We start from the raw sequence: 24,818 nt of genomic DNA on the forward strand, positions 1-24,818 counted from the left end.
GCCAAACGTAATCGCCGATACCGACAGTCGCAGTACGGCGTGTTCATCGGCCGTCACATGCCGACGCAGTCGATGATCGGTGCGGGATAGTCGGCGTCCGCGCGCCACGGCGTGTGGATCATCGGGCCATCGAGGTGCGCGAGTTCCGGGATCCAACGCCGGACGTAATCCCCTTCGGGGTCGTAGCGTTTGGCTTGGCGCAGCGGGTTCAGTACTCGGTTCGGCCTGGTGTCGGTGCCGGTGCCCGCCACCCACTGCCAGTTGAGCTGGTTGTTGGCGAGATCGGCGTCGACGAGCCAGTGCAGAAAATGGTCCGCGCCGATGCGCCAGTGCACCCGAAGGGATTTGGTGAGGAAGCTGGCCGCGATCAGTCGCGCTCGGCCCGGCATCCAGCCTTCGGCGCGCAGTTGCCGCATGCTCGCGTCGACGATCGGGTAGCCGGTGCGTCCTTCTCGCCACGCGTCCACCGCCTCCGGATCGTCGCGCCAGCGGATCGGTCGCGCGCGATAGTCGTGCCAGGCGGCGTCGGGCCGGGCGGCGAGGAGTTGGTGATGGAAATCGCGCCAGGCCAGCTGCCTGGCGAAGGCGTGCCCGCCCTCGGTCGACATGTCGACTCGGCGCACCACCTCGGTGGGGGAGAGGCAGCCGAAGTGCAGGTAAGGCGAGAGCCGGGAGGTGGCATCGGCGGCCAGATCGTCGCTGTGCCGCGCGTACCCGGCGAGCGGGCCGGACAGCCAGTCGCGGAGCAGTTTTCGGCCCGTGGTCTCGCCGCCCACGGTCAGCTGCGGTGACGGCTCGCCCGAGCTCAGGTCGCCGGGATCGGGCAGCGCGTCACCGGAGATCCGCGGCAGGGTGAGGGCGCGCGGTGTGCCGAGCGGCTTGCGCTGATGTGTTTCCGTCCAGCGCCGGAAGTAGGGGGTGAAGACCGCGAAGTGATCGCGGCCGGTCGACGGCGTCAGCAGCTCGGGGTCGGTCGCCGTGACCGTGGCGGCGTGCGCGTGCACCCGACAGTCGCCGCGCCGCAGTCGGTCTCGTAACGCTTGTTCGCGCGCGCGGCTGTACCGGCTCACGTCCTCGGCGAGATGCACGCTCGCCGCGCCGATTTCGGCGACGAGCCGGTCGACCTCGTCCACGACGTCGCCGCGGCGCAGCACCAGCCGTCCGCCGATGGCGCGCAGTTCGTCGTCGAGTTCGGCCAGTGCGGCGGCGAGGAAGTGAGCACGGTTGGGCGGGCAGTGATCCGGCACCAGGTCGCGATCGACGACGAACAGCGGAACCACCGCGTCGCCTTCCCGGTGCGCCGCCGTGAGCACCGGATTGTCGTGCACTCGCAGGTCGCGGGTGAACAGCGCCACCGTGGTGGTCATCGGCCGCCTCCGCACCGCCGCCGCGGGCCCCACGAGGGACGCGCCGCGCCGGCACGGGCGGCTCTGCCGCACCGGCGCGAACGCGGCCCTCGCGGGGCCCGCACCAGCTCGAACCTCATGTCGCGCACAGTGGTTCGATCGCGGACAGCCCGCCGATGGTGGGCGAGGTGAGATACGTACACGGGTCCTGGCCCGCCGCGATGATCGCCGCGCGTACGTCTGCCCATCCCCGCGGGTCGAGTGCGGGATCGCGGGCCAGCACGAATCCTGAGCTCCGGGTCGGGTTGGTGACGACGGCCCACGAGTAGTCCGGGCCGAGCGCGGTGACGATGTAGTTCGTCGGCCCGTTCGGCTGGTCCTGGGTCGGCACGCCGGGGAAGCTGACGTGCAGCTGCGCGCCCGTGGCTCGATCGTTGACCGTCGCGGTGCCGCGGATTTCGTTGACCGCGCCCGTCCACGTGATGCACCGATTGTGCACGGCGATGTCGCCACGCGGATCGAGCGCGTAGTCGGCGGTGGTGTCGCGGGCGCAGGCCAGGCTGAAGTACTGGGGGATCGCGGCGAGCTGACGCCACTGTCCGAGGTAGCGGTCCAGCTCCAAACTGGATACCGGGGCGGGCGGTTCGGCCGCCGCCGTTCCGGCGGCCGCGCCCGCCGCCACGACGACAGAAGCCAGGCGCACACACCACCACGCTGTTCGGCGAGAGTCCATGACAGCTCCTCGGGTCGGTGACACTCGCCATGCTATCAGTCAACGATGCATAAACGATGCAAAAAGTTCATCAGGAACGACGCGAATCCGGGCGTCCGTGCTCAGCGGGACGGTGTCGACCGGGCAGAATGAGACGATGCCCGCCGGTTCCGTTCCCACCTCCGACGCGGCCGGTTACACGGTGCGCGCGGTGGCCGAGCGTCTCGGTATCCCGACCGCGACGCTGCGCAGCTGGAACCGGCGCTACCGGATCGGGCCCGCCCAGGACCGGCCCGGCCGCCACCGGCTCTACTCCGAGACCGACATCGCGGTGCTGGAGCGCATGCTCGCGCTGATCCAGGGTGGTGCGAGCCCGGCAGGCGCCGCCGCGGCCGCGCGCGGACCCGCGCTCGGGCTCGGCGACCGGGACGCGTTGCTCGCCGCCGCGTTCGCCCTGGAGACCGGCACGGTCAGCGCGCTGGTGGAATCGCACCTCCGCGCTTACGGCGTCGTCGACACCTGGGAACGGTTGTGCCGTCCCGCTTTCGCCGACATCGTCGCGCGGCAGGGCGGCGGCGAGGACTGCGTGGATGTCGAGCATCTGTTGTCCTGGTGCGTCGCGGCCGCGATGCAGCGCACCAATCCGCCGGTCGGCCCCGCGAGCGCCGTGCTCGCCTGTACGAGCGGCGAAACGCACGCGCTGCCGCTCGACGTGCTGCGGGCCGCGCTGGCCGAACGCGGGGTCGGCGCCCGGATGCTCGGCCCCGATGTGCCGACCGCGGCGCTCGTCGACGCCTTGGCCCGGCCCGCGAAACCGGCCGCGGTGCTGCTCTGGTCGCAGCGCGAGTCGACGGCGCTGACTTCTGCGGTGCGCGCGTGTCTCGCGGCGGGGGCCCGGGTGTTCGCAGGAGGTCCCGGCTGGGACGACGTGATCCTGCCCGATGCCGCCGAGCGGGTGGAAAGTCTCGCCGCGGCGGTGGATCGGCTGCGCTGAGAGCGACCGGCGGCGAGTCGGCCCAGCGGATTTCACCGTGGGATTCGGCCGAGCAGGTGACGCAGGGTCGCGTCGAGGTCGGGAGTTCGGAACATGTGGCCCGCGGCGACCAGCCGGGTCGGTAGCACGCGCTGGTCGGCGGCGGCCAGTTCACGCGCGCCCTGCCTGCCGAGCAGCAGGGCCGGACCGAAGTCGGGCACCGGCAGCAGGGCGGGACGGTGCAGCACGTGCGCGAGCACCTCGGTGTATTCGCTGTTGCGGACCGGCTGCGGCGCAACGGCATTGATCGGGCCCGCGAGGGATTCGTCCCAGAGCGCGCGGTGGTACACGTCGACCAGGTCGTCCAGCCCGATCCAGGACAGCCATTGGCGCCCGTCGCCGATCCGGCCGCCGAGGCCCGCACCGAACAGCGGACGCAGCAACCGCAAGGTGCCGCCCCGCGGGGATTGCACGATGCCGGTGCGGACCCGGATCGTGCGGATGCCCGCGTCTTCGGCGGGGCCGGTGGCCGCCTCCCAATCCGCGACCACCTCGGCGAGGAAGCCGTCGCCACGGTCGGCTTCCTCGGTGAGCGTCTCGTCGCCGCGGTCGTAGCCGTACAAGCCGATGGCGGAGGCGCTGACGAAGGTCGAAAGTCCGGATCGCGCGGCGAGTTCGGCGAGCTTGCGTGTCGGTCCGATCCTGCTCTCGCGGACGGCCCGCTTGTGGTCCTCGGTGAACCGTCCCGCGATCGACGCGCCCGCCAGGTGCACCACCGCATCCACACCGTCGAACAGCGCGGGATCCGGATCGGCGGGGTCCCATCGGCGTTCGTCCGGCGCGCGCGCCGGATGACGGACGAGGCGAAGCACGCGGTGACCACCGGTGCTCAGGAAGGCGCACAGCGCGGTGCCGATCAAGCCCGATGCCCCGGTCACCGCGATGGTCGTCGTGCCGAAGCCGTGCTCGGCGGCGCGGTGGTGCGCGAGCAGGTCGTCGGCGAGCTGGCGGTATCGGTAGTCGAACGTCGGCCGCAGGACGAATTCGGGGATCGGTGTGTCCACCCGATCGATCACGCGGGTGTGCCGTGCGTCGACCTCTTCGAATTCGTGCACGTGCCGCCAGCGCAGCAGCCGGGCCGCCGGCTCGGAGGCGAGGCCGTCCGCGGTGACGGCGTCGACGAAACGCCGCGGCGGCTGGTAGCCGTCGGGATCGTGCCTGGCCACCCAGCGCAGCCCGCCGGGCAGGCCGAGCACCGCGCGTCCGTCGGCGAGGGAATCGGTCTCGGCGATCAGGGAGACGGGCTGCCACGGCGGCGCGAGCCTGGTGAAGGCGCCGGGGCGGGCGTACCAGGCGAAGACCTCGGACCGGGGCGCGGCGACAACGCTCGAGCAGGCGATGGCCATGCCTCGACTGTAGCCGCGGAACGCGCTGATGAAACGTTTATGCGTCGTTTGTCTCGCGGCGTTCCTCGATCGGCAGCGGGCCGTGCTTGTCCAGATGCAGGTAGGTGTAGCCGGTCACGAGGGTGCACACCACCGTCGCGGTGATCAGCATCGCCCAGCCCGCGACCATCAAGCTCAGCAGACCGCCGAGCAGGGCGCCGAGCCCGAACGACAGATACAGCAGGAAGTAGCCGAGCCAGTCGGCGTAGTCGCCCCCGCTGACGTGACGTTCGATGCCCTGGCCCAATTTCACCAGTGTGCCGGTGACGTAGCTGAGCGGCACCGAGACCTCGCCGTCCTTGACGAACGAGGTGTTCAGCGCTCCGACGCCGAAGGCGACGAACAGGATCGGGACGAAATCGATCTTGGTCGTATCCGTCACGAGGTAGAGCGCCAGGTCGATGACGGTGGCCAAGGTCAGGCACGCGGTGGTGAGCAGAGTGGGTCCGTGCGGATGACCCGACCAGTAGCGCCTGCGACACCACGAGGCGACGACCACGCCGGACAGGAACGAGACGAGCAGCAGCGCGGCCGCGGCGGCGACGTCGGGTTCCTCGTGGAAGTAGCCGAGCACGGAGCGCTCGGTATTGCCCGTCATGAACGTGACGAAGTAACCGGCAGTGTGCATAAAGGCCGCCGCGCCGATCAGACCGGCCAGCGCCGCGAGCACCCACGAGATGCGGGCCTCGGCGTCGAAGAGTTCCTTTCTGCGGTCCTCGTCCGGCTGTTTCACAGGTCAGACTCCTCCCGAGGCGGATAGGACCCCTCAGTGATACCCGCGAGTCCTGAGAATCCGCTGACCGGAGCCTGGGTGTGTCCGAATGTTTGCTCGAGCTCACACCGGAGCGACGGCGGCCGCGTCGTACGCGGTCGAATCGGGAACTGAGGGAGGACCCGGCGCGGGCTACCAGTCCGGCCGAACAGTCGGTCTCCGGCCGTGGTCGGGCTAGCGTGCAGGAGTGGACTCTGTGCTCGACTATCTGCTGACCGAACCGCCGGGCGATCCGGTCGACTCCGTGACGGCCGCCTGGGCGCGGCATCGCGCGGTCGCCGCCCGTTTCGCCGAACCCGTCGACGCCGCCATCGCGGGCGGTTTCGCGGCCGACCGGCTCGGCTTCGCGTTCCTCTCCGGCTACCAGGAGGCGCTGCGCGCCTTGCTGCCCGAACTGCCCGCCGAGGACGCGGTCGCGGTGTCGGCGACCGAGGCGGGCGGCGCGCACCCCTCTGCCATCCGCACCGCGCTGACCGAGCGCGACGGCGCTGCGACGGTCAGCGGCACCAAGGCCTTCACCACGCTGGGCAGTCTGGCGCGCAGGCTGGTGGTCATCGCCAGCGCGGGCGCCGCGGCCGACGGTCGCAACATGCTGCGGGCCGCGCTCGTCGAGACCTCGGCGCCGGGCGTCGTGGTGACGGATCTGCCCCCCGCGCCGTTCGCGCCGGAGATCCCGCACGCGACCGTCACTTTCACCGACGCGCCCGCGATCGTGCTGCCCGGCGACGGCTACACCGATTTCCTCAAGCCGTTCCGCACCATCGAGGACGTGCACGTGCTCGCGGGCGCGCTCGGCTGGCTGGTGCGGGTGGCGCGGGAGTCGTCCTGGCCGCGCCCGGTGCTCGAGCGACTGCTCGCATTGGCGGCCGCGGTGCGTGGACTGGATCTCGACCGGCCCGCGTCGCCCGGTGTGCACATCGCGCTCGGCGGTGTCTTCGCCGAATTCGGCCGGGTGGTGGACGAGCTCGCGCCGCTCTGGGAAGCCGCCGATCCGGTCGCCCGGGAGCGCTGGGAACGGGATCGCCCGCTGTTCGGCACCGCGGGACGGGTGCGGGCGCAGCGGCTGGCAACCGCCTGGCGTGCGGTCGGCTTCGACACGGAAACCAGCGACTGAGCGGAAGATCGGGCCGCGAAAAAGGGTCCGGAAATAGGGAGCGGGCCTCGGCGAAGGGGGGGAGTTAGCCGAGGCCCGCGTAAGGTCGGCCCGGGGGGGAGGGGCCGACGTGACTGATCCTACGCGAAGATTTGTGATTGTGTGCGCATGGGGGTGGCCACTTTCCAAGATTTTCGGTTAGGCGACACGCGTTGTGGTTGCTCGTTCGCGGCGGCGGACCGCGGGCCGTGACGGTCGTGTGGTGTGGCTATGACCTGGCGTTTGTCAAAGATGTTGCGGTGCAGACCATTCCATTCGGCGCCGAGCGAGGCAATACGAAAAGCGTTTCCGACCGGAAACGTTCCGGGTGGTCGCTGTGTGGCGTGGATCCCTTTCCGGGCGCGCGAGCGGGCTTGATTCCGCCGGGTTTGTCGCGTGTCGCAGCGGTCTGGGCATGTCTCGCGGCGCACGGAACGTGTCGTACCCCGGTGCGAGTATGTGCCGGTGGTCACCGAGGTCGGTTCGAACGGCGGCACCGCGTGCGGCGCGGTGCCGCGTGAGTACCGCGTGCGCCGGAAACGGGTAGTCGGCTACCCGCGACCCGAGTGGCAGGCGGGCGGGACGATCGAACCGGTCGCATCCCGTTCCGGCACCCCCGAGCACCGCCTGGACCGGGATGCGACCTTTTGCTGTCCATCTCGGGACAAACGAGGTGCGCTCGACGGAAGTCGGGACGATACTGACCCCCGTATCGGTCGGTTGTCCGACCCCGTGAGAACGCCGCGGCGCCGAGATGAGGGGCGTCGGAGGCAATTCGACATCGAGAATTCGACATCAGGAGAGTCATGCCCGACGCAATAGTCGCCGAGGGTCTGGTCAAACGCTACGGCAGACTGGTCGCCCTCGACGGACTCGATCTGACGGTGCCCGAAGGCACCGTCACAGCGCTGCTCGGTCCCAACGGCGCAGGCAAGACCACCGCGGTCCGGGTGTTCACCACCCTGCTGGTCCCCGACGCGGGAAGGGCCACCGTCGCGGGCATCGATGTCCTGCGCAACCCGCAGGTCCTGCGGTCCAAGATCGGCGCGTCGGGCCAGTACGCCGCCGTCGACGAATACCTCACCGGTTTCGAGAACCTCGAGATGGTGGGCAGGCTCTATCACATGGGCGTGCAGCGCAGTAAGGAGCGCGCCCGCGAGCTGCTGGAACGCTTCCGGCTCAGCGACGCGGCGGATCGACCGGTGCGTGGCTACTCCGGCGGCATGCGCCGCAGGCTCGACCTGGCCGGCGCGCTGGTGGCCAACCCGCCGGTCCTGTTCCTGGACGAACCGACCACCGGCCTGGACCCGAGGGCCAGGCTCGACCTCTGGGACGTCATCGAAGAGCTGGTCGAGGGCGGCACCACCCTGCTGCTCACCACCCAGTACATGGAAGAGGCCGACCGGCTCGCCGATGCGATCGCGGTGATCGACCACGGCAAGGTCATCGCGCGCGGCACCGCCGACGAACTGAAGACCATGGTCGGCGGCGATCGCATCGAGCTCACCGTCGACCGCGCCGACAAGCTCACCGTCGCGCGGCAGGCGTTGCAGGGCCTCGCCGACGGCGAGATCCACCTCGAACCGGGCCTGCGCAGGATCACCGTGCCGGTCAGCAACGGCTCCCAGGCGCTGGCCGACGCGATCGGCCTGCTCGCCGAGAGCGACGTGCAGGTCCACGACGTCGGTCTCCGCAGACCGTCGCTGGACGACGTGTTCCTGACCCTCACCGGGCACGAGGCCGAGGAGTCCGTCGGCGGCGATGCGCGCGACAAAGGCCCGGGGAGCGCCGCGGCGAACGGCTCCGGCGGAGCGAACGCCGCCGAACGACTCGAGAACGCCGCCGAACGACTCGAGAAGACGGAAGGAAAGGCCCGATGACCGCGGCGACGACGACACTCGAGGTCCCGTACCGGATGGGGCTCGGCGAACGCCTCTCCATCGTGGTCAGCGACAGCGTGACGATTGCCAAGCGCAACGTCATCAAGATCAAGCGCGTGCCCGACGTGCTCATCTTCTCGGCGCTCTCGCCGATCATGTTCGTGCTGCTCTTCGCATACGTCTTCGGCAGTGCGATCCAGGTGCCGGGTATGGAAGGCGGCTACCGCGAGTTCCTGATCGGGGGCATCTTCGCCCAGACCGTGGTGTTCGGCTCCTCGTTCACCGGCGCCGGGCTCGCCGAGGACATGCAGAAAGGCATCATCGACCGGTTCCGCTCGCTGCCGATGGCGCCTTCGGCGGTGCTGGTCGGCCGGACCGTCAGCGACGTCGTGATCAACGTGGTCAGCCTGGTGGTGATGTCGCTGACGGGTCTGCTCGTCGGCTGGCGAATCCGCGGCTCCTTCCTCGACGCGGTGCTCGCCTACGTCCTGCTGCTGCTGTTCGCCTACGCGGTGTCCTGGATCATGGCTTTCGTCGGTCTGCTGGTCCGCGCGCCCGAGGTGTTCAACAACGCCAGCTTCATGGTCATGTTCCCGCTGACCTTCCTGGCCAACACCTTCGTGCCGATGAACAACCTGCCGACCGTGCTGAAGATGTTCGCCGAATGGAACCCGGTCTCCGCGCTGACGCAGGCGACCCGCGAGTTGTTCGGCAACACCAGCCCGATGGTGCCGGTCTCGGACGCCTGGTCGATGCAGCATCCGGTGGCGACCACGCTGATCTGGGTGGTCCTGATCCTGGCGATGTTCGTGCCGATGGCACTGCGCCAGTACAAGCGCACCGTCAGCCGCTGATCGAAGCTCCGCTCAGCGGTCGTGCCCCGCGCCGGCTCCCGACACGGGGGTCGGCGCGGAACCGTTCCTGGAGTATCCGATGCGCGGCGGCGCGGGCGCGGGCTCCGGCGGCAGCGGTCGCTTGCTGCGCACCAGCCAGGCCACACCGCCTGCCAGCGCGGCGAGGACACCGGCAATCAGCCGGTTACGAGAACGTGCGGATACGTGCAAACGCCCCAAGCTCATTCGACCACTCTGGCACAGCTGAGTGAACCGCGCAGTAACTACCGACCGGTCTCGACGCGCTGCGGGTCCGGCGGGCGGTGCGCCGGATCGGGACCGCGCGATCGCTAGCATGGCGGGCGTGACCTCTCCGATTCAGACCGCCGGGGTGACGCTCTACACGACCCACGGCGATATCAAGCTCGCGCTCTTCGGTTATCACGCGCCGAAGACGGTGCGGAACTTCCTCGGGCTGATCGACGGCTCGGCGGCGTACACCACCGAGAACGCGAGCGGGGGCACCTCGGGCCCGTTCTACGACGGCACCGCGTTCCACCGGGTGATCGAGGGCTTCATGATCCAGGGCGGCGATCCCGGCGACACGGGACGAGGCGGGCCCGGCTACGACATCTCCGCCGAGTTCCATCCCGAGCTGCGCTTCGATCGCGGCTATCTGCTGGCCATGGCGAACGTCGGAGCCCGCACCAGCGGTTCGCAGTTCTTCGTCACCGTGAGCCCGCAGCCGCACCTGAACCGCAAGTACACGATCTTCGGCGAAGTGGTCGACCCGGATTCGCGCAAGGTCGTCGACGCCATCGCGGCGACCCCGACCGACCGCAACGACCGCCCCAAAGAGCCCGTCCGTATCTCCACCGTCACGATCGATTGAACCGATGAACGCTCAGCCGCCCGCACCGACCTGCGTCCGCCACCCGAACCGTCCGACCGGCCTGGCGTGCACCCGCTGCGGGCGGCCTGCCTGCCCGGAATGCCTGCGACCCGCCGCGGTCGGGCAGCACTGCGTCGATTGCGTGCGGGAGGCGGACAGTCAGGTGCGGCCGATCCGCACGGTCGCGGGAGCCCCGGTCGCCGCAACGACTACTCCCGTCGTGACCTACGGGCTGATCGCGTTGAACGTGCTGGTCTACGGAATCACCGCGGCCCAGGCGGGCAGCCTCGCCGACAACTACCGGTCCGAACTGTTTCTGCGGTGGGCGATGATTCCCAAGCTCGTGGCCGACGGCGACTGGTTCCGGGTGATCGGCTCCGGCTTCCTGCACTGGGGGCCGTTGCACCTGGCGCTCAATATGTTCGCGCTCTACATCGTCGGAATTCAGCTGGAGCCGTTCCTCGGGCGCGCCAGGATGCTGGCCATCTACCTGGTCGCGCTGATCGGCGGCTCGGCGGGCGGCATGCTGCTCGAACCGGTGAACACCGTCGGGGCGGGCGCCTCCGGCGCGGTGTACGGGATGTTCGGCGCGGTCGCGGTGCTGCTGATCCGGTTGCGCGTGAACGCCACGCAGATTCTGGTGATCATCGCGATCAACGTGCTGCTCAGCCTCTCGCTGCCCGGGGTCTCGCTGTGGGTGCATCTAGGCGGGCTCGTCGCGGGCACGCTCGCGACGATGGGCGTGCTGTTCCTGCCGCAGTGGGTGCACGCGAAGAGCCGGGAGACGGCTCGCACCATCGGCTGGGTCGCGATCGCGGGCGTCGGCGCTGTCTCGGTGGCGCTCATCGGCCTCGCCGCGGCGCTGGTGTCCTGAGCCGCTTGTCGGCTCGCTTCACGTGAAACATGCGCACCCGCACCCGCGGATCACGGCTAGCGCAGGTACGCGATCCGGTGGGCGATGAGCGCCTCGAAGACGGTCTCCGGCGACGTGCCGAGATCCCAGCGGCCGAAGATCAACAGCCGCTCCTCGCCCTCGTGCCGCACGTCGATCTCGAGCATCGGTGACTTGCGGCCGAGGCGGCGGTAACTCACCACCCGCGCCTTGATGATCTGGTCGGGCCGGTACTCGGCCGGGCCGAGCAGCCCGCGCACCACCAGCCGAGGCTCGTCGCCGGTCTGGATCGACAGTCGCGGCCGCTGTCGAAAACCCAGGCCGGCCAGGGCGAGCAGGCCCGCCGCGGCCAAGCCGATGAGCAGGCGGCTCGCGGCATCCGCGGCGAAGATCGCCGCACCGGCCAGGATCACGCCGCCGACCGCCACCGCGACGAGCGCGGCGGTTGGCGTGGCCCATGCGAGACGGGGCTCCACAGAGGGGGATTCAGGGTTCACGCGGCACTCTCCCCAATCGGTCCTCGAGTTGTCCACAGGGTCATCCACAGGTGTGCATGAATGACACGTCTGTAATCCCGAAGCGGATCAGCGCCACCGCATGGTCATGATCAGGCCGACGACCATGAGCCCGAAGCCGATCAGGAAGTTCCAGGCGTTGAGGTCGTTCATCCAGCTGATCTGCTCGGCGGCCAGGTAGTACACCAGCAGCCAGACCAGCCCGGCCAGCATGAAGCCGAGCATGATCGCGACATACCAGACCGGCGACGGGCCCGCCTTCACCTTCACCGGGATCCGGCTGGCGGGGTTGATCGTGTAGTCGGCCTTCTTACGGACCTTCGACTTGGGCATGACGTCCTCGTATTCGGCGTGCAGGTCGGTACCGGGGGCTGATTCAGTTCTCTGTGCGTTCAGTCGACCGCACCGAGCTCGGTCGCCGCGGCCACCGTTCCGGCGACAGCGCGGACGGCCCGGGCGAGGCTCGGACGCCCTCCGGTGTTCCTCCTAGGCTATCCCAACTGGTAATGGATGCGACGGCCTGCCGTGTCGCCACGTAATCTCGAACCATGCGTGTTCTGGTCGTCGACAATTACGACAGCTTCGTCTTCAACCTGGTGCAGTACCTGGGCCAGCTGGGAGTCGACGCGGTCGTCTGGCGCAACGACGATCCGCAGCTCTCCGACGTGGACGCCGCGATCGCCGGTTACGACGGCGTCCTGATCAGCCCCGGCCCCGGCACCCCCGACCGAGCGGGCGCCAGCATCGACCTGGTGCACGCCTGCGCCCGCAGCAACACCCCGCTGCTCGGCGTCTGCCTCGGACACCAAGCGATCGGCGAGGCGTTCGGCGCGACCGTCACCCGTGCGCCGGAACTGCTGCACGGCAAGACCAGTTCGGTGTTCCACATCGGCGCGGGCGTGCTCGCCGGCCTGCCCGACCCGTTCACGGCGACCAGGTACCACTCGCTCACCGTGCTCGAGGACACCCTGCCCGAGGACATCGAGGTGCTCGGCCGCACCGAATCCGGGATCGTGATGGCCATGCGGCACCGCACCCTGCCCATCCACGGCGTGCAGTTCCATCCCGAATCGGTGCTCACCCAGGGCGGGCACCGGATGCTGGCGAACTGGCTCGAGGTCTGCGGCGAGCGGCCCGCCGAGGGTCTGGTCGAGCTGCTCGAGGCGGAGGTCGCGGCACTGGTGCTGCAGTGACCAGGCCGTACGTGCTGCTGTCGGTGGCGGTCAGCCTGGACGGCTACATCGACGACGCCGGTCCCGATCGGCTGCTGCTCTCGGACGCGGCGGATTTCGATCGCGTCGACCGGGTACGCGCCGAATCCGACGCGATTCTGGTCGGCGCCGAGACCCTGCGCCGTGACAATCCGCGGCTCCTGGTGAACAGCGCCGAGCGCCGCGCCGCGCGCAAGGCGCAGGGCAAGCCCGAGTTCCCGCTCAAGGTCACCGTCACCGCGCGCGGCGACCTGGACCGAGAGCTGAACTTCTGGCACCACGGCGGGAAGAAACTCGTCTACACCACCGATTCCGGCGCCGCCAGGCTGGCCGACCACCTCGCAGGCATCGCCGAGGTGGTCGCGCTCGGCGCGGAGATCGACTTCGCGGCGCTGCTGGACGATCTCGGCGAGCGCGGCATCGAACGCCTGATGGTCGAGGGCGGTACCGGAATGCACACGGCCTTCCTCGCGGCCGACCTGGCCGACGAACTGCAGCTGGCCGTCGCGCCGATCGTGGTGGGTGATTCGGCCGCGCCGCGTTTTCTCGCCGACGCTCGCTTCCCCGGCGGCTCGACCCTGCGCCGAACGCTCGCCGGTGTCGAGCAGGTCGGCGACATCGCGGTGCTGCGCTACCTCCTGCGCCCCGACGATGCCGACCACCGATTCCTGCGCAGAGCCATCGAGCTCGCGCGGCAGTGCCCGCCGAGCGACACCGCGTTCTCGGTCGGCGCGGTCATCGTGGCCGACGGCGTCGAGATCGCCGCGGGATATTCGCGCGAGACCGACGAGAAGGCGCACGCCGAGGAATCCGCGCTGAACAAGTTGTCCGCCGACGATCCGCGACTGGCGAGGGCGACGATCTACAGCACCCTGGAACCCTGTTCGCAGCGCGCGACGGCGACCAGATCGCCGTGCACCGAGCGCATCCTGCGGGCCGGGATCCCGCGCGTGGTGATCGCCTGGCGTGAGCCGACGACGTTCGTGGTGAACTGCGTGGGCGTGGAGAAACTGCGGCAGCACGGCGTCGAGGTGATAGAACTACCCGACCTCGCCGACGAGGCCATGTCGATGAACCGGCACCTGGACCTGTCGTAGCAGCGAGCCACCGCGCCGTCGGCGGTGGGATCCGCAGGACGGCCGTAAGGGTGAACGTGACGAGCCGAAACGTTTCGCGTCCGCCCGCCGCCCGGGAGTCTGCGGCTCCGGACGACGGGTCGCTACTCGATCACGGCCGGCCGTAGACCGCCGTCACGAACTCGCTGAGCTGGTTGTCGTCGAGATGCCTGGCCAGATCGGACTCGCTGATCATGCCGACCAGCTTCTTGTTCTCGACCACCGGCATGCGCTTGATGCGATGGCTCTCCATCTCCTCGAGCACTACCTCGACGTCGGCATCGGCCGAGACCCAGCGCGGGGTCGCCTCACACAGTTCGGCCGCGCGGGTGTCGGTCGGCGCGCGGCCCTGGGCCACGCACTTCACGACGATGTCGCGGTCGGTGATGATGCCGCACATCCGTTCTTTCTCGTCCGCGATGACGAGCGATCCGACGCCCAGCTCGGCCATGATGCGCGCCGCCTTGCCGACCGTCTCGTTCTTGGATATCCACTGAGCGCCGGGCTTCATGATGTCCCTGGCAGTGGTCATGGGGCTGCCTCCTGTTCCATGCTGATTGCTGGTTCGGATGGAGCAGCCCCATTCTCGCGCCGATCACACCGACCGGTCGCGACTTTCCGATAACGATCGCGCCGTGCGAATCCGGATCACGGCGGACCCGGAATCACGGCGGGCCCAGCACCCCGGTGGTGATGGTGATCGTGCTGGTCTTGGAGATCGACGAACCGGGTGACGGCTGCTGGTTGACGATCCGCCCGACGCTGCCCGCGTCGAAGGTGCCGGTGGTGTTCTGGCCGATCTGGCTCGTGCTGCCGGTCCAGCCGCTCTGGCGCAGCTTCTCCACCGCCTGCGACGGCGTGAGACCCACCAGGGACGGCATGCTGATCTGATCGCCGCTGGACACCTGGACGGTCACCGTCGAACCCTTGTCGGCGTTGGTGCCGCCCGCCGGGCTGGTCGCGATGACCTCGCCCTTCGGCTTCGAGGACTGCACCTCTTCGATGACGATCTTGAAACCGGCGCTGTCCACCAGGTTCGGCTGGGCGACGCTGATGTCCTGACCGACCAGGCTGGGCACCCTGACCTTCTCCGGTCCCTTGCCGAGCCAGACCACGATCGCCTGGTCGACGTCGACCCGTGCGCCCGCGGAGGGCTCGGTGCCGATCACCTTGTCCAGGTCCTGTGCGCTCGACTCCTTGCGCACCACGCTCGGGTCCATGCGCAGGCCGACGGCGTTGAGCTCCTGCTCGGCCTGCTGCACGGTCAGACCGTCCAGCCGAGGCACCTGCACCTGTTTGGGTCCGCTGGAGACCTGCACGGTGACCGTGCTGCCCTCGTCGATGCGGGAACCGCCGAGCGGCTGGGTCGAGATGACGTTGCCGTTGGCGACCTTGCTGTCCGGCTTCTGCTGGATGGCCACCGTGAAGCCGAGCTTCTGCAGCGAGTCCTGCGCCTGCGCCAGCGATTTGTTCGACAGATCGGGCACGGCCACCTGATCCGGCTTGCTTCCCGGACCGATCAGCACCCAGAACAGCGCGAACACCACGGCGAGCGCGGCCGCCGCGCCGAGCGCGAGATACGCGGTGCGGCGCTGGCCGCCCGGTTCGGCGGGTTCCTGCTCGGCGGTGTCGTCGTTGCGCTCGACGGTGCGGAAGCTGCGCGGCGGCGGCTCGTTGTTGCCGAGGATGGTGGTGCGGTCCTCGTCGGTCATCACCATCGGCGCGCTCGGCTTCTGGCCGCCGAGCACCCGGATCAGGTCGGCGCGCATCTCGGCGGCGGTCTGGTACCGGTTCGCCGGGTTCTTGCTCATCGCCTTGAGCACCACGGAATCCAGCTCGCGCGGCACGCCCGAGTACACGTGCGAGGGCAGCCGCGGGTCCTCGCGGACGTGCTGATAGGCCACCGCGATCGGCGAGTCACCGGTGAAAGGCGGCTCGCCGGTGAGGATCTCGAAGAGCACGCAGCCCACCGAGTACACGTCCGAGCGTGCGTCGACGGTCTCGCCGCGGGCCTGCTCCGGCGAAAGGTATTGCGCGGTGCCGATGACCGCCGCGGTCTGGGTCATCGGGTTGGAGCTGTCGGCCAGCGCGCGGGCGATGCCGAAGTCCATCACCTTCACCGCGCCCGCGCGGTTGATCATGATGTTGGCCGGCTTCATGTCGCGGTGCACGATCCCGGCCTTGTGGCTGAAATCCAGTGCGGCGCAGACGTCGGCGACGATCTCCATGGCGCGCCGTGGCGGCAGCGGACCCTTGCCGCGCACGATGTCGCGCAGCGTGTCGCCGTCGACGTACTCCATCACGATGTACGGCAGCGGACCGCCGTCCACCTCGGCCTCGCCGGTGTCGTAGACCGCGACGATGGCCGGGTGGTTCAGCGCGGCGGCGTTCTGCGCCTCTCGCTTGAAGCGCAGGTAGAACGTGGGGTCGCGGGCCAGGTCGGCGCGCAGCACCTTGATCGCCACATCGCGGCTCAAGCGCAGGTCGCGCGCCTTGTGTACCTCGGACATACCGCCGAAGCCGATGATCTCGCCCAGCTCGTAGCGGGAAGAGAGATTCTTCGGGGTCGTCATCGTGGTCCTTGTGAAGGAGTGGCGGGCGCGCTACGAGTGGGGCCGGGGCCCTGGGCACCGGGATTATCCGGAAATGGTAAGTCGAAAGTCGGGAACCAGGTGCGGGTGGTGCTCGGACTCGTCGTCTTGGTGGTCTTTGTCGTGCTCGGCGCTGTGGTGCTCGGCGGCGCCGTGGTCGTCGTGGGTTCCGGAGTCGTCGTCGGCGGCTCGGTGGTAGTCGGCGTCGGCTCCTCGGTCGTGGTCACCGGTGGCGGCGGCACGTACCTGGTGGTGGTCTGCTGCGCCGCCGTCGTGGTCGGGATCGGCGGCGGGGCGACCGACGAGCTGACCGGATCGCGCACCGGGTCCGGGTTGGTGTCGCCGCCGAACAGCAGCCAGATCGCCGCGCCGCCGAGCAGCACGGCACCGACGCCGAGACCGGCGAGCGCCTTCTGCGTCGTGTTCCACGGCTTCTTGCCCGGCGGCCGACCGTTCGACGCGCCCGTGTTCATCATGGTCGCGGGCGCGCTGCCCGCGGCGCCACCGAGGGCAGCGGCCGCGGGAGCGCTGTAGCGCACGGTCGCGCCGTCGGCCTGGCCTGCGGGCAGGATGACGGTCGGGCCGGGCGGCAGCACCCTGGTGGCGCCGGTCGCGAACGACGCGGCCGCGGAGCCCGCGTTCCGGGGTGGCGGCGGACGATGACCCGCGCGGACCGCGGCCACCGCGTCGGCGAACTCGCCGCCGCTGGCGTAGCGCAGGTTCGGGTCCTTGCCCATCGTGATCTCGATGAGTTCGCGGACGTTGGGCGGCAGATCCTCCGGCATCGGCGGCGGATTCTCGCGGACGTGCTTCATCGCCACGGTGATCGCGCCGTCGCCGCTGAACGGCCGCTGCCCCGCCAGCGCCTCGTAGCCGACCACGCCGAGCGAGTACACGTCGCTCGCCGCGGTCGCGTCCTCGCCGACGGCCTGCTCCGGCGCGATGTACTGGGCGGTGCCCATCACCATGCCGGTCTTGGTCACCGGGCTGGCGTCGACCGCCTTGGCGATGCCGAAGTCGGTGATCTTCACCTGACCGGTCGGCGTCACCAGGATGTTGCCCGGCTTCACGTCCCGGTGCACCACGCCCGCGGCATGGGCGACCTCGAGCGCGCGGCCGGTCTGCTCGAGCATGTCGAGGCCCTGCTGCACCGAGAGCCTGCCCATCCGATTGAGCACGGTGTTGAGCGGCTCGCCCTGCACCAGCTCCATGACCAGGTAGGCGGTCTCGCCAGCGCTCGGGTCGTAGGTCTCGCCGTAGTCGTAGATGCCGGCGATTCCGGGGTGGTTGAGCTGTGCGGTGGTCTTGGCCTCCGTGCGGAACCGGTGCCGGAAGGTCGGGTCGGCGGAGAACTCCGCCTTCAGCACCTTCACCGCGACCCTACGATCCAGCCGGGTGTCGAGCGCCTCCCACACCTGACCCATGCCGCCGGTGGCGATCAGGCGGTGCAGGCGGTAGCGATCGGCGATCATCGCGCCGTTGTTCAGCATCGGGGCCCCCGAACTTCAACTCGCTCGTTCATATCGTTCAGCCCCCCTGCAGACCGGCGTCCAGCACGGCCCTGGCAATGGGTGCGGCCACCGAGCCGCCGGTGGCCGCCAGCGCCCGATCGCCGCCGTTCTCCACGATCACCGCGATGGCGATCTTGGGGTTCTGCGCGGGTGCGAACGCGATGTACCAGGCGTGCGGAGGCGTGTTGCGCGGGTTGCTGCCGTGCTCGGCCGTTCCGGTCTTGGACGCGATCGTGTATCGGGACTGGCGTGATCCGACGGTGTTCTCCTCGGAGGCGACCATCATGGTGGTCAGCTGAGACGCTACCTGGGCGCTCACCGCCTGGCCGACCGAGACCGGCTTCGTCTTGGACAACACGCTCAGATCGGGCCCCTGCCGTTGATCCACCAGGTACGGCTCCATCCGCACTCCGCCGTTGGCGATGGTCGCGGCGATCACCGCGTTGTCCAGCGGAGTGAGCGCCACATCGCGCTGGCCGATGCTGCTCTGGCCGAGCGCGGCGTTGTCGCCGATGGTGCCGACGGTGCTCTCCGCCACCGGAATCGGGATGCCGCGATGCGGGCCGATGCCGAACGCGGCGGCCTCGTCCTTCAGGTTGGCGGCGCCCACCTTGACGCCGAGCTCGACGAACGCGGTGTTGCACGACCGGAAGAACGCCTCGTTCAGCGAGGCCGTCGGGCCGGAGCCGCAGGTCGCGCCGTTGTAGTTCTCCAGCGTGGTGCTGGTGCCGGGCAGCGTGATGTTGGGCGCGGCGGTGAACTGATCGTCGGGGGTCGCGACGCCGTTGGCCAGCGCGGCCGCGGTGACCACCACCTTGAAGGTGGAGCCGGGCGGGTAGGTCTGCGAGACGGCCCGGTTGAGCATCGGCTGGCTCGGATCCTTGCTCAGCGTGTCCCACGCCTCGGTGGTGCGCGCCCCGTCGTGCCCGGCCAGCAGGTTCGGGTCGTAGCTCGGAGTGGACACCATGGTGAGGATCTTGCCGGTGCTCGGTTCGATGGCCACCACCGAGCCCGTGTAACCCTTCGCGCTGAGCTGTTCGTAGGCGACCTGCTGCATCACCGGATTCAGGGTGGTGAGCACGTTGCCGCCGCGTGGATCGCGACCGGACACCAGGTCGACGAGCCTGCGGCCGAACAGCTGGCTGTCCGAACCGTTGAGCACCTGGTCCTCGGAGCGCTCCAGCCCGGCGCTGCCGTACTGAATCGAGTAGTAGCCGGTCGCGGGCGCGTAAGCCTTCGGGTCGGTGGGGTAGGTGCGCAGGTATTTGTAGCGGTCGTCGGTGGCGACCGAGCTGGCCAGCACGGTGCCGCCCGCCGAGATCTGGCCGCGCTGGCGCGAGTACTCGTCGAGCAGCACACGCGAGTTGCGCGGATCGCTGCGGTAATCGTCGGCCTTGATGACCTGTACGTAGGTGGCGTTCGCGAGCAGCGCGACGATCATCACCATCACCGCGACCGCGACCCGCCGTAGGGGAGTGTTCATTCCTGCGGCCTCGCTTCCGAGCGGCGCAGCAGCTCGGTCTGTGCGTCGGCGATCGGCGCCGGGTCCTTCTTGCGCACCGGCGCCGGGGCGCGGGCCGCGTCGGACACCTTGATCAGCAGCGCGAGCAACGCGTAGTTGGCCAAGAGCGAAGAGCCGCCGTACGACATGAACGGCGTGGTGAGGCCGGTCAGCGGGATCAGCTTGGTGACGCCGCCGACGACGACGAACAGCTGGACGGCGAGAGTGAACGAGAGCCCGGCGGCGAGCAGCTTGCCGAAGCTGTCGCGCACGGCGATCGCGGTGCGCAGGCCACGCATCACCAGCATGAGGAACAGGATCAGCACCGCGGTGAGCCCGATCAGGCCGAGCTCCTCACCGATGGTGGTGACGATGAAGTCGGTGTTGGCGAAGGGCACCTGATTCGGCCGTCCGCTGCCCAGGCCGGTGCCCGCGAGTCCGCCGGTGGCGAGGCCGAACAGCGACTGCGAGATCTGGTAGCCGGTGTTGTGGTAATCCGCGAAGGGGTCGAGCCAGGTGTTGGTGCGCACGCGCACGTGGCTGAACGACTGGTACGCGAAGACGAATCCGATGGCGAGCAGGCTGCCGCCGATGATCAGCCAGCCCACCCGCTCGGTCGCGATGTAGAGCATCACCAGCACCGTGCTGAAGATCAGCAGCGAGGTGCCGAGGTCCTTCTCGAAGACCAGCACCGCGATGCACACCACCCAGACCACCAGGATCGGGCCGAGGTCGCGGGCGCGCGGGAACTCCATGCCGAGCATGTGCCGTCCCGCGGTGGTGAACAGATCGCGTTTGGCGACGAGCACCGAGGCGAAGAAGATGATCAGCAGGATCTTGGCGAATTCGCCGGGCTGCACGCTGAAACCCGGCAGCCTGATCCAGATCTTGGAACCGTTGGTCTCCGAGTAGGCACCGGGCAGCAGCGCCGGGATCATCAGCGCGACGAGCCCGATCAGGCCGAGGGTGTAGCTGTAGCGAGCCAGCGTGCGGTAGTCGCGCAGCACGATCAGCAGCGTGACGAACACCACCATGCCGAGCGCGGTCCAGAGAATCTGCTGGTTGGCATCGGGCGACGGCACCGGCTCCGAGTTGAATTCCGCGTTCTGCGCGGCGCCCAGATCCAGGCGGTGGATCAGCACCAGACCCAGACCGTTGAGTAGCGCGACGATCGGCAGCAGCAGCGGATCGGCGAACGGCGCGAACCGGCGGACGGCCAGGTGCGCGATGCCGAACAGGGCGAGGAAGGCCAGGCCGTACTTGGCGATGTCCCAGGTGACCGACTGTTCCTGGCTGGCCTCGACCAGGAACAGGGAGACGGTCGTGATCAGTGCGGCGAATCCGAGCAGCAGCAGTTCGACGTGGCGTCTGGTGGACGGTGGCGGCGCTGGAGCGAACCCGCCCGGGGGACTGGGGAAGGCCCCCGCGGACGGTGGTGCCGGTGCGGACATCAGTCCGTCACCCGGCAGTTCTCCCCCGAGATCTGGGGGTTCTGCGCCGGGGTCGACGTCGGCGCCTGCTCCACCCGGGTGGGTGTACTGACGTCGGTTCCCCTGGTGTCACCCTGGTCGGTGGTCGGTGCCGGGTTCGGCGTCGTGGTCGGTGCGACCGGTCCCTGAGCCTGCTCGCCCGGCGGCACGACACCGGGCTGCGGTACACCGGGCTGCTGCGGCGGCGCGGTGGTCTGGCGAGCCGGGCACGGCGGCAGCAGTTCCTGCTGGGCGAGCAGCCGTATCTGGTCCTCGGCCTTGCCGAGGGACCCGGGCGGCAGGCCCGCGTTGACCTTGTCGCGCCCGGTTTGCTCGAGATCGCTGACCCGCAGCTGGCGGCAGCCGGACGGCAGATCCGATCCGGCCTTCATGATGGTCAGCGCGCCGCTTCGGTCGACGCAGCCGACGGTGTCGACGTCGTGGATCGAATACCCGAGCACCGAACCCGGCAGCCCGCGCATGATCACGACTTGGCCGTTGTCCGCGCCGACGTAGTAGTTGTTGCGGATCATCTTGTAGCCGACCAGCAGGCCGACGGCGACGGCGACCACCAGCGCGACCGCGAGCAGGATCCAGCGCAGCCGATGCGACTTGCTCGGCGGCGGCGGTTCCGGCGCCGCGGCCCGGCGCGGCGGCGCGGCGCGCGGCGGACGCATCGCCGCGGCGCGTCCGGCCGCGGTGTTCGGCGGCGGGGTGTCCTCGTCCTGACCGGAGGCCGCGCCCGCCACGATCGGATGGCTCTGGCCGTAGTCCAGATCGATGACGTCGGCCACCACCACGGTGACGTTGTCGGGACCGCCGCTGCGCAGCGCGAGTTCGATCAGGCGGTCGGCGCACTCGTCGGTGCTGCCCTCGCGCATGGTGTTGGCGATGGTCTCGTCGCTCACCACGTCCGAAAGACCATCCGAGCACAGCAGATAGCGGTCGCCCGCGCGCGCCTCGCGCATGATCAGCGTCGGCTCGATCTCGTTGCCGGTGAGTGCGCGCATGATCAGCGAACGCTGCGGGTGGGTGTGCGCCTGTTCGGGCGTGATCCGGCCCTCGTCCACCAGCGACTGCACGAAGGTGTCGTCGCGGGTGATCTGGGCCAGCTCGCCGCCGCGCAACAGGTAGGCGCGCGAATCGCCGATGTGCACGAGCCCGAGCTTCTTGCCCGCGAACAGGATCGCGGTGAGCGTGGTGCCCATGCCGTCGAGCTCGGGCTCCTCCTCGACCTGATCGGCGATGGCGGCGTTGCCGGAGCGCGTCGCCGTGTCGAGCTTGCCGAGCAGGTCGTCGCCTGGCTCGTCGTCGTCGAGATGCGCCAGCGCGGCGATCATCAACTGCGACGCGACCTCACCCGCCGCGTGCCCGCCCATGCCGTCGGCGAGTGCGAGCAGGCGGGCGCCCGCGTAGACGGAATCTTCGTTGTTGCCTCGGACCAGACCGCGGTCGCTGCGCGCTGCGTAGCGGAGAACGAGTGTCACGATCGGAGCTCGATCACTGTTTTGCCGACACGGACAGGAGTGCCGAGCGGAACACGGACGGCGGTGGTGACTTTCGCGCGGTCGAGATAGGTGCCGTTGGTCGAGCCGAGGTCTTCGACGTACCAGTCGTCACCACGCGGGGACAATCGCGCGTGTCGGGTAGAGGCGTAATCATCGGTGAGCACCAGCGTCGAATCGTCCGCACGCCCGATCAGCACCGGTTGGGTGCCGAGTGAGATGCGGGTGCCGGCGAGTGAACCTTGAGTCACCACAAGATATTTGGCGCCCTTCTGGCCTCGGCTGAAGGAAGGCAGCACCGCGGAACCGCGTGCGGCCCTGGGCTGGATCCGGATGCCGGAGGCCGCGTAGATGTCGCTGCGCAAGGTCCGCAGTACCGCCCAGACGAACAGCCACAACAGCAGCAGGAACCCCGCACGGGTCAATTGCAGGATCAGTCCCTGCACGGCGTTCCACCTCCTGTTCGACCGTAGGTACGTCGGTGCCGTAGGTGCGGTTCGACCCACCCCACAGCCTGCTCGGCTTGCCGGCCCCGGGTTCGGGGCCGCGCGCGTTGGCAGCATCATAGGGCCGTCAGTCGATTTCGATCACGATACGACCGACGATTCCGTGGGGGCCATGTCGTGACCTGCACCGCGAGCTTACGGGATCAGACGATACGGATCAGGATCTCGGAATGCCCGGCGCGGATCACATCACCGTCGGCCAGCTGCCAATCCTGGACCGGGGAGCCGTTGACGAGCGTGCCGTTGGTCGACCCGAGGTCGGACAGCATCGCGGTCTGGCCGTCCCAGCGGACCTCGATGTGGCGGCGCGAGACACCGGTGTCCGGCAGCCGGAAGTGCGCGTCCTGACCGCGGCCGATGATGTTGCTGCCCTCGCGCAGCTGGTACGTGCGGCCGCTGCCGTCGTCCAGTTGCAGCGTGGCCGAGTATCCGGAGCCCGCGGCGGCGCCGCCGCTGTACGACGACGGTGCGGCGTAACCCGGCTGCTGGCCGCTGTAGCCGGACTGTTGCGAGTAGGCCTGGCCGTAGCCGCCCTGCTCCTCGGAACCGTAGCCCTGATCGGCGTAGCCGGGTTCGGCGTAGCCCTGCTGGCCGTAACCCTGCTGACCGGCGTAGCCCTGCTGGCCGTAGCCCTGATCGGCATAGCCTTGATCGGCGTAGCCCTGGTCACCGTAGCCCTGCTGCTGGCCGTAGCCCTGCTGACCGTAGCCCTGGTCGCCGTAGCCGCCGCCCTGCTGGCCGTACCCCGGCTCCTGGTAGCCCTGCGCGCCGTAGCCCTGATCGCCGAAGCCTTGCTGGCCGTAGCCGCCGCGGTCGCCGCGGTCGCCGTAGCCGGCGCCCTGCTGGCCGTACCCCTGGTCGGCGTAGCCCTGCTGCTGGCCGCCGCCGTACCCCTGGCCGCCCTGCTGGTAGTCGTAACCGTTCTGGTAGTCGCCGTACGCCTGCTGCGCGTCCGGTGCCTGGTACTCGGAGGCTCCGTACGGCGCGGAGCCGCGCCCGTACTCGTCGCGGTACGCACCGTTCTGGGGACCACCTGCCCGCCCGCCGGGCGGAGGTGCGTACCCGCGATTGCGTGGATCGGACTCCGCGGGCTCACGGCTCGGGTCGTAGCCAGAGTTCTGCGTCATGGGGCCAGCTCCTGGTTGCGGGTGTGCAGGTCGTTGTGGCGTGGGTTCCGGGCTTGGTGCGGGTGCAGCTCGACGGCCGACGTCCGGATCGACGCGGCCGCTCGCCCTGAACTGTCCGGTGTGCAGCGTAGGTGATGCCTCGAACGCTACGTGTACTTCGCCATAGGTCTGCCACCCTTGATCGCGGATGTAGTCCCGGAGATGCTTGGCGAACGCGCGGGTCGTGAGGTCGTGATCGGCGTCCAGTTGCTGGTGGTCGGACGAGTTGATGGTGATCACGTAGCTGTTCGGCGCCAGCAGATGACCACCGCCCAAGTCCTGGACGTGGTCGGCGGCCTCTTGCTGCAGCGCCGCCTCCACCTCCTGGGGCACGACGTTGCCCCCGAAGACCCGGGCGAACACGTCACCGACGGCGCCCTGCAGGCGACGCTCGAACCGCGAAACGATGCCCATCTCGGCCTCCCTTCGGTGAGCGTCTTCCTATCTCGTTCCCAGCTTCATAACAACGACACACGCGCATGGCGTGTCGCGCAACGACCACGTTCATTGCATGATATCCACGATCCTCCACACCTGTAACTCTTGGAAACCCCGGCGGGTTCCCGTGATGCTCATTGGGCATCACAAGCCACACTGACCAGCCGATTTCGTTTCTCGACCGGCCCCGTGCTAATGTTCCGGAGTCGCTCGGGCGAGTGGCGGAATGGCAGACGCGCTGGCTTCAGGTGCCAGTGTCCTTCGGGACGTGGGGGTTCAAGTCCCCCTTCGCCCACGCTTCACTCGATAGAAGGCTCGTGCTCGTTGAGAGCGCGAGCCTTTTCTCGTTTCGCGGTGTTTTGTGGGGGCGCGCGCCCCCACGCCCCGCCCGGGGGGTCTTCCCCCCACCCCCC

The 24,818-nt window shown here is 69.3% G+C and carries 23 protein-coding genes and 1 tRNA gene; 9 read left to right on the plus strand and 15 right to left on the minus strand.

Features of this window, described 5'->3' with window-relative positions:
* Positions 1-53 precede the first annotated feature (53 nt).
* Together AC3ERS_RS34930 and AC3ERS_RS34935 are read right to left on the minus strand one after the other, a co-directional pair.
* Entirely contained in the window at positions 54-1,367 is a 1,314-nt protein-coding gene (locus tag AC3ERS_RS34930) for a cryptochrome/photolyase family protein (protein ID WP_431972433.1), read from the minus strand.
* Between the two features lie 115 nt (positions 1,368-1,482).
* Entirely contained in the window at positions 1,483-2,079 is a 597-nt protein-coding gene (locus AC3ERS_RS34935) for a lipocalin family protein (RefSeq protein WP_431972434.1), read from the minus strand.
* A gap of 136 nt (positions 2,080-2,215) precedes the next feature.
* Here AC3ERS_RS34935 and AC3ERS_RS34940 point away from each other — a divergent pair, with 136 nt between their 5' ends.
* Complete coding sequence (locus AC3ERS_RS34940) at positions 2,216-3,052, plus strand: MerR family transcriptional regulator (RefSeq protein WP_431972435.1); 837 nt, start codon at positions 2,216-2,218, stop codon at positions 3,050-3,052.
* A 32-nt stretch (positions 3,053-3,084) separates the two neighbouring features.
* On the opposite strand, the gene AC3ERS_RS34945 is transcribed toward AC3ERS_RS34940, so the two are convergent.
* The gene (locus AC3ERS_RS34945) at positions 3,085-4,437 is read right to left on the minus strand and encodes a TIGR01777 family oxidoreductase (RefSeq protein ID WP_431972436.1); all 1,353 of its coding nucleotides are present in this window, start codon (positions 4,435-4,437) and stop codon (positions 3,085-3,087) included.
* 37 nt (positions 4,438-4,474) lie between these two features.
* Positions 4,475-5,209 carry a DUF1275 family protein gene (locus tag AC3ERS_RS34950; RefSeq protein WP_431972437.1) on the minus strand — a complete coding sequence of 245 codons (735 nt, stop codon included), beginning with the start codon at positions 5,207-5,209 and terminating at the stop codon, positions 4,475-4,477.
* 226 nt (positions 5,210-5,435) lie between these two features.
* Here AC3ERS_RS34950 and AC3ERS_RS34955 point away from each other — a divergent pair, with 226 nt between their 5' ends.
* The 3 genes from AC3ERS_RS34955 (at position 5,436) to AC3ERS_RS34965 (ending at position 9,114) form a co-directional block, all read left to right on the plus strand.
* The gene (locus AC3ERS_RS34955; protein ID WP_431972438.1) at positions 5,436-6,362 is read left to right on the plus strand and encodes an acyl-CoA dehydrogenase family protein; all 927 of its coding nucleotides are present in this window, start codon (positions 5,436-5,438) and stop codon (positions 6,360-6,362) included.
* An 824-nt stretch (positions 6,363-7,186) separates the two neighbouring features.
* Positions 7,187-8,260, plus strand: a complete 1,074-nt coding sequence (locus tag AC3ERS_RS34960) for an ATP-binding cassette domain-containing protein (RefSeq protein WP_431972439.1) — start codon at positions 7,187-7,189, stop codon at positions 8,258-8,260.
* Positions 8,261-8,295: 35 nt separating this feature from the next.
* Positions 8,296-9,114, plus strand: coding sequence for an ABC transporter permease (locus AC3ERS_RS34965; RefSeq protein WP_431972455.1), 819 nt, complete (start codon positions 8,296-8,298; stop codon positions 9,112-9,114).
* 12 nt (positions 9,115-9,126) lie between these two features.
* Here AC3ERS_RS34965 and AC3ERS_RS34970 read toward each other — a convergent pair whose 3' ends face one another.
* The gene (locus AC3ERS_RS34970; RefSeq protein ID WP_431972440.1) at positions 9,127-9,339 is read right to left on the minus strand and encodes a hypothetical protein; all 213 of its coding nucleotides are present in this window, start codon (positions 9,337-9,339) and stop codon (positions 9,127-9,129) included.
* Positions 9,340-9,457: 118 nt separating this feature from the next.
* Here AC3ERS_RS34970 and AC3ERS_RS34975 point away from each other — a divergent pair, with 118 nt between their 5' ends.
* Positions 9,458-9,985 (plus strand): peptidylprolyl isomerase, encoded by a 528-nt coding sequence (locus AC3ERS_RS34975; RefSeq protein WP_431972441.1) that lies wholly within the window; start codon positions 9,458-9,460, stop codon positions 9,983-9,985.
* 4 nt (positions 9,986-9,989) lie between these two features.
* On the plus strand, positions 9,990-10,859 hold the full coding sequence (locus AC3ERS_RS34980; protein ID WP_431972442.1) for a rhomboid family intramembrane serine protease: 870 nt from the start codon (positions 9,990-9,992) through the stop codon (positions 10,857-10,859).
* 56 nt (positions 10,860-10,915) lie between these two features.
* Here the strand turns inward: AC3ERS_RS34980 and AC3ERS_RS34985 are convergent, their stop codons facing one another.
* Both AC3ERS_RS34985 and crgA read right to left on the minus strand, forming a co-directional pair.
* Positions 10,916-11,374, minus strand: a complete 459-nt coding sequence (locus tag AC3ERS_RS34985; protein WP_431972443.1) for a PH domain-containing protein — start codon at positions 11,372-11,374, stop codon at positions 10,916-10,918.
* Between the two features lie 87 nt (positions 11,375-11,461).
* Positions 11,462-11,725, minus strand: a complete 264-nt coding sequence (crgA, locus tag AC3ERS_RS34990; protein WP_431972444.1) for a cell division protein CrgA — start codon at positions 11,723-11,725, stop codon at positions 11,462-11,464.
* 215 nt (positions 11,726-11,940) lie between these two features.
* Here crgA and AC3ERS_RS34995 point away from each other — a divergent pair, with 215 nt between their 5' ends.
* Positions 11,941-12,585 carry an aminodeoxychorismate/anthranilate synthase component II gene (locus AC3ERS_RS34995; RefSeq protein ID WP_431972445.1) on the plus strand — a complete coding sequence of 215 codons (645 nt, stop codon included), beginning with the start codon at positions 11,941-11,943 and terminating at the stop codon, positions 12,583-12,585.
* Positions 12,582-13,700: a dihydrofolate reductase family protein gene (locus tag AC3ERS_RS35000; RefSeq protein WP_431972446.1), complete on the plus strand. Its 1,119-nt coding sequence runs from the start codon at positions 12,582-12,584 to the stop codon at positions 13,698-13,700. The genes AC3ERS_RS34995 and AC3ERS_RS35000 overlap by 4 nt, the downstream gene beginning before the upstream one ends.
* A 130-nt stretch (positions 13,701-13,830) precedes the next feature.
* Here AC3ERS_RS35000 and AC3ERS_RS35005 read toward each other — a convergent pair whose 3' ends face one another.
* The 8 genes from AC3ERS_RS35005 to AC3ERS_RS35040 all read right to left on the minus strand — a co-directional run bounded on the left by AC3ERS_RS35005 (position 13,831) and on the right by AC3ERS_RS35040 (position 24,381).
* Positions 13,831-14,250 carry a CBS domain-containing protein gene (locus AC3ERS_RS35005; RefSeq protein WP_431972447.1) on the minus strand — a complete coding sequence of 140 codons (420 nt, stop codon included), beginning with the start codon at positions 14,248-14,250 and terminating at the stop codon, positions 13,831-13,833.
* Between the two features lie 133 nt (positions 14,251-14,383).
* Positions 14,384-16,291, minus strand: a complete 1,908-nt coding sequence (gene pknB / locus AC3ERS_RS35010; RefSeq protein ID WP_431972448.1) for a Stk1 family PASTA domain-containing Ser/Thr kinase — start codon at positions 16,289-16,291, stop codon at positions 14,384-14,386.
* A complete protein-coding gene (locus AC3ERS_RS35015; protein ID WP_431972449.1) occupies positions 16,288-17,799 on the minus strand; it encodes a protein kinase domain-containing protein in 1,512 nt (503 codons plus the stop codon). Before AC3ERS_RS35015 ends, pknB begins: the two co-directional genes overlap by 4 nt.
* Positions 17,800-17,836: 37 nt before the next feature.
* Positions 17,837-19,303 (minus strand): peptidoglycan D,D-transpeptidase FtsI family protein, encoded by a 1,467-nt coding sequence (locus AC3ERS_RS35020; RefSeq protein ID WP_431972450.1) that lies wholly within the window; start codon positions 19,301-19,303, stop codon positions 17,837-17,839.
* A complete protein-coding gene (locus tag AC3ERS_RS35025; RefSeq protein ID WP_431972451.1) occupies positions 19,300-20,772 on the minus strand; it encodes an FtsW/RodA/SpoVE family cell cycle protein in 1,473 nt (490 codons plus the stop codon). The genes AC3ERS_RS35020 and AC3ERS_RS35025 overlap by 4 nt, the downstream gene beginning before the upstream one ends.
* Complete coding sequence (locus AC3ERS_RS35030; protein ID WP_431972452.1) at positions 20,772-22,277, minus strand: PP2C family protein-serine/threonine phosphatase; 1,506 nt, start codon at positions 22,275-22,277, stop codon at positions 20,772-20,774. The genes AC3ERS_RS35025 and AC3ERS_RS35030 overlap by 1 nt, the downstream gene beginning before the upstream one ends.
* Entirely contained in the window at positions 22,274-22,741 is a 468-nt protein-coding gene (locus AC3ERS_RS35035) for an FHA domain-containing protein FhaB/FipA (protein ID WP_067786390.1), read from the minus strand. Before AC3ERS_RS35035 ends, AC3ERS_RS35030 begins: the two co-directional genes overlap by 4 nt.
* 203 nt (positions 22,742-22,944) lie before the next feature.
* Positions 22,945-24,381, minus strand: a complete 1,437-nt coding sequence (locus AC3ERS_RS35040) for an FHA domain-containing protein (RefSeq protein WP_431972453.1) — start codon at positions 24,379-24,381, stop codon at positions 22,945-22,947.
* A 236-nt stretch (positions 24,382-24,617) separates the two neighbouring features.
* Between AC3ERS_RS35040 and AC3ERS_RS35045 the strand changes: the two genes are divergently transcribed.
* Positions 24,618-24,700: transfer RNA gene (locus AC3ERS_RS35045), tRNA-Leu, on the plus strand.
* Positions 24,701-24,818: the final 118 nt, after the last annotated feature.

The sequence above is a fragment of the Nocardia sp. bgisy134 genome, from assembly GCF_057708325.1.